Genomic DNA, 13421 nt, shown 5'->3' with positions numbered 1-13421 from the left:
CTTCTCTTACTTAATATTTTCGATAGGATGTTAATTCTTCATGTAGACAATTCTCTCTAACAAAACGATGACACTGAAAAAATATAGACTCGATATCCTCTGTATTATGACTAAGTATGCGTATGACAAAGCCTTTACATGGTGTAGAAGATATTCCAATTTTCATATTGTTAGTGTTAGATAGTGATGTTTTCAATGCTGCAATTAAATCATTTGTAATGTTCTCATTAATAACTATGAAAGTACCATAATGGGAATATTGATTTAATATTCCCATTTGATCTAACGACTCTTTGAAAGGGTTTAACAATAGATGATCGTATACTACAAGTTTATTTTCCATATATATTTTTGTTAACGAATCAAAATATTGGTATGTGAATTTCTCCATATTTGGCGACCAACCAGGCGTAACTGAATCGCATAAAATCAATGTAGAATTATTTTGCATATATATATTTGCTTTTTGCTTATATGCTGCATCCTTGTACATAATTAACGGGTCTGGTAGATATTCCATAACAGCATTCTCACCAATATAAACATTCAATTCTTGCAAAGCATAACTATTTGGAGTCTTGTAAACTTTAGTTGCCGATTGGCTTGTTATATATGTTTTCGCATCTTTACCAACATTAATATTTATAGAATAGAAATCTCCTTTTAAATAGCCTCCACCAGAATTCATAATATAGTAATATGCTCTACCATACTCGTCCAAATATATTGGCTGCGTTACTTTTAAGGCATCTTTATGATAAACCTTAATAGGTACCGTTTTATGTCTCTTTTCCATCACATCAATATTTAACACACCTGTTGGGGATTTCATTTTTTCAATCCTTCTAACATAATGTTTTGTCGCATCCAATTTATTAATTCTTGTAAACCTTCCTCATCCTTCAAATTTGTAAAAAAGTATGGTTTATTATGTCGGTAATTTTTCGTATCCTGCTCCATAACTCCAAGATCAGCCCCTACATAAGGTGCCAAATCCGTTTTATTAATTACAAATACATCAGATTTGATCATTCCTTGTCCACCTTTACGAGGAATCTTTTCTCCTTGTGCTACATCAATAATATAAATTGAAAAATCCACTAGCTCTGGACTAAATGTGGCAGCTAAATTATCACCCCCACTTTCAATAAAAATAATATCTAAATTACTATGTCTAATCATGAGCTCTTCAATTGCTTCAAAATTCATAGAAGCATCCTCTCGAATTGCTGTATGTGGACACCCTCCTGTCTCTACACCAATAATTCTATCTTCTGGCAAAACACCTGTTTTCAATAAAATCTTTGCATCTTCTTTCGTATAAATATCGTTTGTAATTGCTGCAATTTCATAATCTGTATTTAGATGTTTTGTTAACTTTTCAACTAACATTGTTTTCCCAGCACCTACTGGGCCACCGATACCAATTCTAATAGGCTTTATCATTTTATTTTTTCCTCCCTATGACATGAAGACCCTTACATTTACATCTTCATGTTGCATTTGATTTATTTCGAATTCAGGATCATTCAATCCAAAATCCTCTAATGAAAGTATTTGAATTCTATCAATAGATTCACAGATTAATTCATGGCATTCTTGTAATAATTTTTGACCATCTGTTTGTCCAAGAGGAATGGCTCTCACACCGTTTTGAATTATACTTCCAACACTTGAGTATAAGAAAACTAAGAGCGTTTCTTCTATTGTCATTTTCAATTCCGCCCCTAATATTCCGTATACGATACTCGGATGACCTTGTAATTTATTACCCATAATATTTTCTTTATATATATTTAAATTTACAAATGAGAACAATTCACACAATAATTTAGAAGTACTTTTACTAATCATTCTATTTGCTTTTCTACATTCAAAAGGCAGTGTTTGTGCTGTTATTAAATCATCTAAAAATGTAATTTGTTCTCCCTCATTAGTCTTAATTGCTTCGTAAGTATATTTGCAAATTAAGCCATCCGTGTATGTTAATTGGACTTTTATATATCGATTAACCCATTTGAAAAATTCGGCTTTACTTGTAACTTGTCCCTCTTGAATAAACGTTTCTAATCCAAAAGAGTGACTAAAACTTCCTGTTGGGAAGTTCGAATCACTAATTTGGAGTAGGTTAAGTAGGTTAAATATGTTTGTGTGAAGCATGCTTGAATGGTTTTGGTAATACTCTATTTTCTTTTTGATAAGGAACACCTTCCTTTTTAAGTAAATCTTCTACTAAGTAGTCATTTGCCAAAATCATGCACCCTTCATCGAATTGTGCTGGTAAATGTCTATTTCCTAAGTTATGAGCAATAATTCCCATTTCTTTTATTGATATTGGAGTAATTACAATCACCTCTTCTGGTAATACTTCAATATATACAATTCGATTTTCATCTTCATATAAAATATCACCGTTCTTTAATGTTTCTCCACTATCTAAAGACACCCCAATTTCAAAACCAGATTCTGAATATAATTTCTGAACCCTCTTCAGTAAAAGCTCACTAGAAATCGATATTTTATCAAGATGCTTTGTTGTATTTGAGAAATCATTCATATTACATACGTTGTTATTAATTTTTTCAATAATCATTTTGTCTCCCCCGTTATATCAAAATAAAAAATATCTTTGAGCCATAGGTAGTATATCTACTGCTTCACACGTGATTACTTGTCCATCAACTTTAACTTCATATGTCTGCGGATCTACTTCAATTTTTGGTGTTGCATTATTTAGTTTCATATCTCGCTTCGAAATCTCTCTCGTATTTTTAACAGGTAATACAACTTTATTTAAACCTAATTTTTCTTTAATATTATTCTCATAAGCTACTTTCGATACAAATGTAATCGAACTTGACTGTACTGCTTTTCCATATGCACCAAACATCTTTTTTTCATAATATGGTTGTGGGGTAGGAATCGAAGCATTCTCGTCTCCCATTAATGCCATCACTACCATCCCGTTTTTCAAAACCATATCTGGCTTAACACCGAAAAATTGTGGATCCCATATTACAAGGTCTGCATACTTTCCTACTTCAATAGAGCCAACATATTCTGAAATCCCATGTGTAATAGCTGGATTAATTGTATACTTAGCTATATAACGTTGAATTCTATTATTATCGTTATATTCTTTATCTCCCTCTAAACTACCAATCTGCTTTTTCATTTTATCGGCAGTTTGCCAATTGCGAATAATAACCTCGCCAACCCTTCCCATCGCCTGTGAGTCAGAGCTAATCATGCTGAAAACCCCTAGATCTTGCAAAATATCCTCTGCCGCGATTGTTTCTTTTCGAATCCTTGAATCTGCAAACATTACATCTTCTGGAATATTCGCTTTTAAATGATGACATACCATGAGCATATCTAAATGTTCATCCAACGTATTCACTGTATATGGCAAGGTCGGGTTCGTTGAAGATGGTAAAATATTATTCAGCGCAGCAATCTTTATAATATCTGGTGCATGCCCACCTCCAGCTCCTTCAGTGTGGTACGTATGAATAACACGATTATCAATAGCTTTTATCGTTTCTTCCACAAAACCACATTCATTTAAAGTATCCGTATGAATAGCGACTTGAATATCATATTTATCAGCAATCTGTAACGAGTGATTAATTGCTGAAGAAGTCGCTCCCCAATCTTCATGGATTTTCAATCCGATAGCCCCTGCAAATATTTGTTCTTCCAGGGCAGGTAGACTTGAACTATTTCCTTTCCCTAAAAACCCAAGGTTTACAGGAAAAGCTTCTGCTGCTTCTAGCATTTTTCTTAAGTTCCAAGATCCAGGTGTTATTGTAGTTGCCTTAGTCCCTTCTGCCGGTCCTGTTCCCCCACCAATTAAAGTTGTTATACCTGAAGCTAATGCTGTATCAATTTGTTGTGGGGATATGAAATGCACGTGTGTATCAATACCTCCAGCTGTAACGATTTTCCGCTCACCAGAAATTACTTCCGTTGATGTTCCAATGATGATATCAATATTATCCATAACTGAAGGATTACCACTCTTACCAATTGCTGAAATCTTTCCATCTTTTATACCAATATCCGCTTTATATACTCCTGTATAATCAATAATAATTGCATTGGTAATAACAACATCCACAACACCCTGTTCCCTTGTAAGTTGCGAATTTTGTCCCATACCATCCCTAATTGATTTTCCTCCACCAAAGACAGCTTCATCACCATATACGGTGTAATTTCGATCAATATGTGCGAATAATTGTGTATCCGCTAAACGAATAGAATCTCCTGTAGTTGGACCATATAAATCAGCATATTGTTTACGTGACATCTTAAAACTCATGCTATCTCCCTCTTTTTTTGTAAGATTGAATATCGCCATCCACTTTATTTTTAAATCCATATACTTCTTGCTTCCCTGAGTATGGAACTAATTCAATCGTTTTTTCATCCCCAGGCTCGAATCTTACCGCTGTACCCGCTGGAATATTTAAATGTTGTCCAATCGCTACACTACGATTGAACTTTAACGCCTCATTCACTTCATAAAAGTGGTAATGAGATCCAATTTGAATCGGTCTATCTCCCTGATTTAACACCTTAACTTCCGTTACTTTTTTATTTTCATTACATACTATGTCTTCTTTCGCAAGGATATATTGCCCTGGAATCATCTCATTCACTTCCTTTAATGAATTGGTTGATGAATAGTTACTAATTTTGTTCCATCAGGAAAAGTTGCCTCAACTTGAATATCTGATATCATGTCTGCAATACCATCCATAACATCTTCAGCACTTAAAATGTTTTTTCCAAGCTCCATTAATTCCGCTACATTTTTACCATCTCTTGCTCCTTCCAAAATTTCATACGTAATAATAGCGATACTTTCTGGATAGTTTAACTTAAGCCCTCTCTCCTTTCGTCGATAAGCTAAATCAGCCGCAACAACTACCAGCAGTTTATCAATTTCTCTTGGAGTTAATCTCATTACAATCTTCCTTTCTGAATCATTTTAAAACTAAGAATATTCTAAAAATAAAAGATGTACTTCCAATGTCCTTTCCGTGTTTTCTCCATGTTTTTTTCTGCTAATCAAATAAAAAAAGACTAGAATTTGGTCTTTTTCTCGTTTACAAATTCCAAAATTTCCACCAGGACTTCTTTTTTCTCATGGCTGCTGCCACTTCTTCCTGGCTAGATACAATTGCAGGTTCTGGTGCTAAAATAAAACAAAAGAGAATAAAGGACATATATTCCTAACGGAATCGCATCTTATATTGCAAGTCCAAACAATTGATGGATGAATTCTTTTTGATTTTGGACAGACTGGTCCCGTAAATCAATCTGTTCTTTTTTAATCATATGCATAGCTTCGACTCCAGAAAGAATGGATGTAGCTGTGTCAAAACATTTGAACCCTAGCATAGAACGGATTCGCTTCTTTATAAAGCGAGGATCTTGTTCTACTATGTTATTCAAGTACTTTTGTTGTCTAAGTTGCATACCATCAGGTATGCTTTTTTCTTTTTTCAACTGTTCAATTGCTATAGGATAAGCTGGGTTCTTATTGACTGTTATAACACGTGGCTTTGAAACATGAAAAGACCGCAAAGCTTTCTTGAAAAAGCGCTTTGCAGCCTTCTGGTCTCTTGTTTTGTTTAGGAAAAAATCAATTGTGTTTCCTTTCGAATCAACAGCACGATATAGGTACACCCATTGACCTTTTACTTTGATATATGTTTCATCGACTCTCCAAGAGTCATTTATTTGTTTGAGGTAACGTCGGATCCGTTTGTCCAATTCAGAACCATACAGATGAACCCAACGCATAATCGTTGTATGAGAAATGGATAAACCCCGTTCCTCCATCATTTCCACCAAATCACGAAAACTTAGGTTGTACCGTAAGTACCATCTTACCGTTAATAAAATAATATCAGGCTGATAGTGCTTCCATTTGAACCAATTTTTCTTTTCCATACCGATTACACAACTTTTTAGAGTAATAGTATCAGTATGTCCAAGTTTTAGAGATTACTTGTAGTTACCTTGAAGTTTTTGCACCAGAACCTTTAAAAGTATATTCTCCAATTGCATACATATTTTTTTATCTTCACGCTCATCTATAATGTCATATGGTGTAGTTCTTTTATTCATGATGTTATACTTGTTTTCACGAAAAAAAAAGAGTAGGTACCCCTATTTTAAAATTATCTGTTCAGAATCTGTAATAATTTGCTGACTCTCTTCATCAATATCATTATCAATTTCTTTTCTTAAGTATTCAAGGGTAATTTCGATTTCTTCTTTATTCTCATAGTAAATCACTTTTGTACTTTTAATTTCTTGGTCTATTTGTTTTTCTCTGTCTTGAAGCGGATTGATTTCTGCTCTTATGAATAGTTTTTTTCTTTCTCCCTCAAATCTTTCACTCACTTTTTTTAGAATTTCAATTTTTTTCATCAGAGTACAGGATTCAAGTTCTCTTTCTTTTTCTACTTGTACAATCGCTTTATATTTTTCTATTAAAATTTTTTCCCACTTTAATAATTCATCAAGAATATATCTTTCCATCTCCTAATCCCCTCCAAATTAATCTATTCGATAAAAAATATAAATATCCTTTTATTCTAATAAACTAATCATATATTAGAGTAATAATCTAAATAAGATGAGGAAAAACATATGAAAAATTCCCTCTTAAATTAAGATTGATTACTCTCAAGCCACTGCATCATGTATTTTTTTTGCTCTTATTAGCAAAGCGCTTTACGTTCAGTGACTAGGAGAAGGTAAGGAATCTTCTCGTTTATACCGCGTAGAGTTAGCTCAATATTTCAGCTACTTAATGTCATCCCCCCCTTTTCTGATTAACTTCGCTTCAAATACGATAGCTCGTCGCTTATTCACAACGTCATAGTCTATTGTGCTCTTAGCTTTATAGAAACCCATTTAATTCACGGCTACCTTCTCATAATCCAGATGCTTGTTTATAAGCGCCACTCCACATTTTCATAAGCTAAATTGACTAGCACTTCAAATAACATCTCATGGTTTCCTAGTCCAATTCTTATTCAAAGTATTAGTAGGGATGATTTATATTTTTTGTCCAAACCGTCTTAAAGGTAATGCAGTTTTTTTCAATAGTATTTACTAAGTATTTCTGTTAATATTTAATTACCGATATGTGTATCAACCGGCCTGTGCTTCTGTACGGGCTTTTTTTGATTCTTTCATGCAGCGTAAAATACCCAGGAACCTGTCTATTAGGTGGGACCCCAACTAGAAAAAGGCACTCAAAAAGAGTGCCTTTTTCTAGTATTAGTTTAATGATAGATTATTCACTAACACCTCAATAGTTTACTTTATAATTTATACAAGTTAATTCATTTATAAAACCATTAAATTACCAAAATATCCCTACTGTTAACAATAAGTTAATGCCATAAATCATTTCTTTTCGAGTATATTCCTTTATTAGTTGCTGCTCTGGGCCGACTAACACAATAAACAATGGTAACCAAATTCTTAATGTAACTGCCCCAAAAGTTAAGGAATAATTTCTGATTATCCAATTACGATGATCTTGAATTTTTTTGTTTTGAACTCTATTTAATGCTTGATATGCTGATATTACCAAAGTGAGGACCCAAAACCAAGCTTTTCTAGTAAACCACCCGAAGCATAAAAGGCTAAGTATAGTCCTGATATGCCGCCTAATAAAATACCCACCATATAGATTTTTCCGAGTAATCGATGACGGTTGAGATTCTTTTCTCTAAAGTTTGTGGATAGCGTAAACGGACCAATTACTAACGCAAATAGGGGTCCTTACGTCAAAACGCGGATATTGTACGCTAATACATTTTTTTGAATGTAAAAACCTGATTTTCCTATCCTAAGGAGAATCAGGGCCAATTACTAATATGTATTTGCCATGATGTACAACAGCCATAAATTTTATTGTGGTTCTTGCATTAGACGGAGCATCTTATTATCGTATTTGTAAGCTTAGATTGATTTTTATATATCCAGAGAAACATAGCTTTGTTAATTTCAAATATGGTCGGATAGTTAACAAAATAAGCCATAAATATAGTTTGTATAGCCAGCATTATTTTTGGTATGGATTGGATCTCAAGTTCATTTAAAGGGTTTAATTTGTTATATCCTCTAAACAGTTCTGGAACAAAGTCAAACCAAAGCTCTTTCAAAGGCTCGATAGAGAAAATCTCGCTTAAAACACTTGTACAACAATAACATGGATCAAACACTCTAATATTGACCTCAGCAATTTCAAAGTCAATAATTCCTGAAACATGTTGATCTTTCAATATTATATTTGAAAGATGAGCATCTCGATGAATTAATTGCTTTGGCAACTTCTCAACTATTTCTTTCAAATCTTTTTCCAAATCAAGATAAATTTCTTTTAGCTCCTTATCCTGATTTATTTTTAAAACTTCTTTAACCGCCCAATTATAGACTTGATTATACAGGTTTTTGTGTTCAAAATTTATTGCTATTTCTACATCAAGCATTTCTTTGTGGATAGAAGCAATTGCTTTTCCGAAAAGACGAGGAATGATTTGATTCTGAACTGCATCTTCAGAACGGACTATATTTCCATCCAGATAGTTGTACATGCAATAAATTTCATTGTTGTAAATGATGGTGCAATCACCTTCATTACTTACCAATGGCAAAGGAACGCTTATTTGATTGTGATATAGGTGTTTTAGAAGTTCGATTTCATTTCTAGCTTTTTCTAGCCCCTCTTTTTTCTTTAAAATAAAATTCTCTTTAACATCAGTAATTATGTGTGTTGCTCTGTCAGAAAGATTCTTGGCTTCCAAGACTTTAATTCCCCAGTAAGAAGCAATCTCTATTGCGTCTATAAGTAACATTTAAGTCCCTCCTATGTTGCTTTAAAGATAATCTTACATAAAATTCGCCTTTTTAAATGAAATACCTTTATTCACCTTTATTCACCATGCTATCTTCTATGAAATTGGCTTGTTCTATCTTATGGTAGTTATCTCATCTACATCTTAACCGTAAACAATCGTTTAAGGTACTTTATTGAGGTCTAACGAAACTAACAGAAATATGTTCAAAATCCTGTTCCAAAACTCATTACCAAAAACAAAGTGCCGTAACAAAAAGTAAATATCGTTTATGGAACTCTCTTAGCGTACGAAATTCGCGTTTTGTTGGCGAGACTCTATTGCTATCAAGTTAAGAAACACATTTTTCTCAAAACGATAAAAATGAACTTCTGTTCTACAAAAAACACAAAATTTTCATTTAGGGGGTACTTTAAAATCTTAGCTTGATGATAGGGTGACAACTTTGTAATCTTCTTGTAATCAAAATAGATATTTAGAATCTTCCGTTTATTATAGAGTGAAAGAGCAAGCAACCATCGATATAATATGAATAAAGGAGAGAAATGCCTTATGAAAACACGTAGTCAAATTACATTTGCAAGTCTTGCCCTTTTTATGGCTGGAAGTTCCCTGTTATACACTACACCAACCTCAATTGTAAAAGCAGAGCCCACTCAAAATGTATCTAGTTCGTTACAAACAAGCACTCAACGAGATCGTAATTCCGTCAAACATGCAATGCGGGATACTTTACAACTTGGATACCCGGGGATACTTGCTAAAACTTCCGAGGGTGGAAAAACGTGGGGTTATGCCGCTGGGATAGCGGATTTGAGAACCAAGAAACCAATGAAAACAGATTTTCGCTTCCGCATTGGTAGCGTGACGAAGACGTTCGTTGCAACAGTTCTACTTCAATTAGCTGGTGAGAATCGATTGAATCTAGACGAATCCATCGAAAAATGGTTGCCTGGTGTCATTCAAGGAAACGGATATGATGGTAAACAGATTACTATCCGGCAGGTATTGAATCATACAAGTGGGATCGCTGACTACATACAGTCAAAAGACTTTGATATTATGGATACAAAAAAATCGTACACGGCTGAAGAATTTGTAAAGATGGGGATTTCTCTTCCCCCAGACTTTGCCCCAGGAAAGGGCTGGTCTTATTCAAACACAGGATATGTATTACTGGGTATCCTTATTGAAAAAGTAACTGGAAACAGCTATGCGGAAGAAATTGAAGATCGGATTATTGAACCGCTTGATTTGTCGAATACATTCCTACCTGGCAATTCAAGCGTTATTCCAGGCACTAAGCATGCCCGTGGATATGTCCAACCAGACGGAGCAAGTGAGCTAAAAGACGTTACTTATTCTAACCCAGGTAGCTCGGATGGAGAAATGATCTCTACTGCTGACGACTTAAATAAATTTTTCTCTTACTTGCTCGGTGGCAAACTACTGAAAGAACAGCAACTAAAGCAAATGCTTACTACAGTTCCTACAGGAAGAGAGGGAATGGATGGATATGGTCTTGGAATCTTTGAAACTAAGCTTCAAAACGGTGTCTCGATATGGGGACACACAGGTGGCGCTCTAGGATTTACTACCCTTGTTGGAGGTAGACTTGGAGGTAAGCATACGCTGGTAGTTAATTGGAACAGTTTGGGTAGAGCTGACAGTCCTAGCCCTTATAAAAATATTTTACTTGCTGAATTTAGTAAGTAAGCAAAAAGGAAAACAGGATACATTTGGAATTTTGTTTGCAACCCAATGCTATTAAGTTAATAAAACAAAATTGTCCCTTAAATGAGAAAATGAGCTAATTTCTCAAAATAACTAACTATAGAGATAGAAAATTTTCATTTAGGGGGTACTTCAAAATCTTAGTTTGATGCCAGAATCAAGAAAGGTACAGAGTATATCCAGCTAGATATGAAGGTTTTAATGAACTCTTTTCAACTAGGACAAACATATGAAATATCCAACGCTTATGTAGGAATGACGGATAAAGTCCCCACTCGCGTGATTATTCATCGACTAACAAAAGAACAAAAACGATTACAAGATCAAACTGTAAGAGAAAATAAGAAAGCAATGAAGTATTCTGCTCGCATTAAACGACTTTGCCGTATCAATGTATATATGACAAATATCTCTACAGATATTGTCCCGATGAGGCAGGTCCATGATTGGTATTCTTTACGTTGGCAAATCGAGAGTTTATTTAAAACGTGGAAATTTCTGTATACTAAAGAACAGAAATTTGGCTTTCTTTCTTACTTTGTTAAGATAACGTGTAAAAATAGGTTATTTACTTACTTTTATTTATATTTAAGTGGAGATATACCTAAATCAATTTTGTAGAACTTTATACGAAAGAAGGCAAAGAAAAAGTCGAGTTTCTAGGAACCGACTTTTTTATATAGCGTATTAAAAGTTTAACTTGTTCTTTCTAATGTACTCTTCCATACTATTTATATTTTGAGTTTCTTCTGCTAATGCGATATAACCGTCAGGTCTAATCAGAAAAGCAGATCCCAGTTTAATACCTGCTTTTTGTACCCCTTGAGTATAAGGGAATGTATACAAAAGAATGTTATTTTTTTCTGCAAACTTACTAAAATCAGGGACTAAATCCCCATATACGTGTAACTGCCAATCAAAAGATTCAAGTGGTGCAAAATTATCTGTATCGTCAAAAGGAATCCATGGTAAACGATCGCCTCCATGAATTTTACCTGTATTTCCTATAGAAAGCTGACTATTTCGATAGTTAATTCTTATTTGTGAAATAACTTTAAACATCATTTTTCTAACTATCGAAAACTTAGTCATTCTTGGAATGATAATTGGAATTACGTATTGCCGATTAAATTTTTCAAACATACCGTTACCAACAATTGAAGAAAAAACTTTATCTGTTGTTGCTACTAAAAGTTTGGCAAATGTCATTCTTTCTTGTTCATAGGAATCTAGAATAGATTCACTAGCTTTCCCTTGAATCACTGCTCCAAGCTTCCATGATAAATTAATTGCATCACCAATGCCTGTATTCATTCCTTGTCCTCCTGCGGGGCTATGTATGTGCGCAGCATCTCCCGCAATGAAAACGCGTCCTTTTCTAAAATGGTCACTTACTCTATGATGTACTTTATATGTTGAATACCAATTTACTTTCGTAATTTCTAATTCCATATTTTTTTGGATATAAGGTTTTATTAAAGAAAAATCAGTTTCTAAATTTTCTTTGTACATCAAATCCTCAGGTATTATTCCAATTAAGCGTAATGATCCAGCAGTCCGAATTGGCATTAGAATCCCAAATCCCTTTTTAAAGAGCCTCATTTGAAACCCAACACTTTCTTGGCTGTGAGTATGCACATCAGCTACATAAAACATTTGCTTATATGAGCCACCTGAGAAATTTAAATTTAACCCTTTTCTGACGGAACTGTGTGCACCATCGCATCCACATAAATAGCCATAAATATTTTCTTCTTCCACACCATTTTTTATGATAATAACGTTAACATGGTCATTTTTCTGATGAAATGATACAAGCTCAGTGTTCCATTCTACATTGATCCCTTTTGCTTCTAATTGTTCGATTAGAAACTTTTCATGCTCATCTTGAGGAAAACTCAACATAAAGGGATATGGACTTTGTCCCTTCCCCATACTCTCAAAATTGACCGTAGCCTTCATTGTTGTATTTCTATAAAATTTCATATTAACTGATTTAATTCCTTTTTCTACAACTTGTTCCGCAAATCCAAATTGCCGATAGAATTCTAATGTTCTTGCTTGTACAGCCAAAGCTCTTGAAGCTTCTCCAGGGCCTTTATTTTTATCGATGATTCTAAAAGGGATTCCTTGCTTTGCAAGTCCAATAGCTAAAATTAACCCAGTTGGTCCAGCTCCAACAATTAATAATTGATTCTTCATAAATCTCCCTCCTTATAAATAATGAATTTTTCATAGTTGCTTATATTTTCACAGAAGTAATTCATGCGAGTATGGTACCTACCAAACTAAAGAAAAGTCTTCAGTTCATTATTCTTTTTTATCTATTTCCATATATATGATTTTGTTTGGAAAAATAGGAGGGGGAACCACTTGCATGATATATGTATATTGAATTGTTTGTACAAGTCCAGGTACCAACGTTGTTTCAATACGGGAAAAGTGAGGATTTTATCTAGATTAGGGTGCTCTTTATTGTGTATACGGTTTGCCTAGTTATACCGTTTTCTTTTGCAATATGAGAAATGGCTTCGCCACTATTTAACATTTCAATTACTCGATTGTATACTACCCTTTTTTGAGTGTTTTTCGGCATTGGAGAATAAATTATTGGTCTTCCTTTATATACACCATTCTGTATGGCTATCGAAATCCCCTGCGCTTGTCTTCTATTCGTTTCTATTCCGCAACCATAGCAAGGCAATTTGTTAAATTCCATCCCCTAATCAGGTATTGCTAATCCCTAATAAATATTTCAATTTATAATTATCCTCTGTAAAAGGTACACCAACCTAA

At 34.0% G+C, this 13421-nt stretch carries 12 protein-coding genes and 3 pseudogenes; 2 read left to right on the top strand and 13 right to left on the bottom strand.

What is annotated here, in order from left to right:
- Positions 1 to 10: 10 nt before the first annotated feature.
- From KZZ19_RS27825 to KZZ19_RS27770, 11 genes and pseudogenes are all read right to left on the bottom strand, one after another.
- Positions 11 to 832, bottom strand: coding sequence for an urease accessory protein UreD (locus KZZ19_RS27825; RefSeq protein ID WP_237982256.1), 822 nt, complete (start codon positions 830 to 832; stop codon positions 11 to 13).
- Positions 829 to 1446, bottom strand: coding sequence for an urease accessory protein UreG (ureG, locus tag KZZ19_RS27820; RefSeq protein WP_237982257.1), 618 nt, complete (start codon positions 1444 to 1446; stop codon positions 829 to 831). The genes KZZ19_RS27825 and ureG overlap by 4 nt, the downstream gene beginning before the upstream one ends.
- Before the next feature lie 15 nt (positions 1447 to 1461).
- Positions 1462 to 2160, bottom strand: a complete 699-nt coding sequence (locus KZZ19_RS27815) for an urease accessory protein UreF (protein WP_088097323.1) — start codon at positions 2158 to 2160, stop codon at positions 1462 to 1464.
- Positions 2138 to 2593: an urease accessory protein UreE gene (locus tag KZZ19_RS27810; RefSeq protein WP_237982258.1), complete on the bottom strand. Its 456-nt coding sequence runs from the start codon at positions 2591 to 2593 to the stop codon at positions 2138 to 2140. The genes KZZ19_RS27815 and KZZ19_RS27810 overlap by 23 nt, the downstream gene beginning before the upstream one ends.
- Before the next feature lie 18 nt (positions 2594 to 2611).
- The gene (gene ureC / locus KZZ19_RS27805) at positions 2612 to 4324 is read right to left on the bottom strand and encodes an urease subunit alpha (RefSeq protein WP_088097325.1); all 1713 of its coding nucleotides are present in this window, start codon (positions 4322 to 4324) and stop codon (positions 2612 to 2614) included.
- A 1-nt stretch (position 4325) separates the two neighbouring features.
- Positions 4326 to 4655: an urease subunit beta gene (locus KZZ19_RS27800; RefSeq protein ID WP_048544111.1), complete on the bottom strand. Its 330-nt coding sequence runs from the start codon at positions 4653 to 4655 to the stop codon at positions 4326 to 4328.
- Positions 4656 to 4669: 14 nt separating this feature from the next.
- Entirely contained in the window at positions 4670 to 4972 is a 303-nt protein-coding gene (locus KZZ19_RS27795) for an urease subunit gamma (RefSeq protein ID WP_001241327.1), read from the bottom strand.
- Positions 4973 to 5256: 284 nt separating this feature from the next.
- Positions 5257 to 5964: an IS6 family transposase gene (locus KZZ19_RS27790; RefSeq protein ID WP_237982259.1), complete on the bottom strand. Its 708-nt coding sequence runs from the start codon at positions 5962 to 5964 to the stop codon at positions 5257 to 5259.
- 219 nt (positions 5965 to 6183) lie between these two features.
- Complete coding sequence (locus KZZ19_RS27785) at positions 6184 to 6558, bottom strand: hypothetical protein (protein WP_237982260.1); 375 nt, start codon at positions 6556 to 6558, stop codon at positions 6184 to 6186.
- Between the two features lie 832 nt (positions 6559 to 7390).
- Positions 7391 to 7809: pseudogene (locus KZZ19_RS27775) on the bottom strand (DUF2306 domain-containing protein); the annotation flags it as partial.
- Between the two features lie 152 nt (positions 7810 to 7961).
- Positions 7962 to 8891, bottom strand: a complete 930-nt coding sequence (locus KZZ19_RS27770; protein ID WP_237982261.1) for a phosphotransferase enzyme family protein — start codon at positions 8889 to 8891, stop codon at positions 7962 to 7964.
- Between the two features lie 552 nt (positions 8892 to 9443).
- On the opposite strand from KZZ19_RS27770, the gene KZZ19_RS27765 reads away from it, so the two are divergent.
- Both KZZ19_RS27765 and KZZ19_RS27760 read left to right on the top strand, forming a co-directional pair.
- The gene (locus KZZ19_RS27765; RefSeq protein ID WP_237982262.1) at positions 9444 to 10607 is read left to right on the top strand and encodes a serine hydrolase domain-containing protein; all 1164 of its coding nucleotides are present in this window, start codon (positions 9444 to 9446) and stop codon (positions 10605 to 10607) included.
- 165 nt (positions 10608 to 10772) lie between these two features.
- A pseudogene (locus KZZ19_RS27760) lies at positions 10773 to 11129 on the top strand (transposase); the annotation flags it as partial.
- 183 nt (positions 11130 to 11312) lie between these two features.
- On the opposite strand, the gene KZZ19_RS27755 reads toward KZZ19_RS27760, so the two are convergent.
- Together KZZ19_RS27755 and KZZ19_RS27750 are read right to left on the bottom strand one after the other, a co-directional pair.
- Entirely contained in the window at positions 11313 to 12827 is a 1515-nt protein-coding gene (locus KZZ19_RS27755) for an FAD-dependent monooxygenase (protein ID WP_237982263.1), read from the bottom strand.
- Between the two features lie 253 nt (positions 12828 to 13080).
- A pseudogene (locus tag KZZ19_RS27750) lies at positions 13081 to 13305 on the bottom strand (helix-turn-helix domain-containing protein); the annotation flags it as partial.
- Between the last annotated feature and the right edge of the window lie 116 nt (positions 13306 to 13421).

The sequence above is a fragment of the Bacillus thuringiensis genome (assembly GCF_022095615.2).
GTDB classification, from domain to species: Bacteria; Bacillota; Bacilli; order Bacillales; family Bacillaceae_G; genus Bacillus_A; species Bacillus_A cereus_AG.
This window is presented reverse-complemented; position numbering and strand designations above follow the sequence as displayed.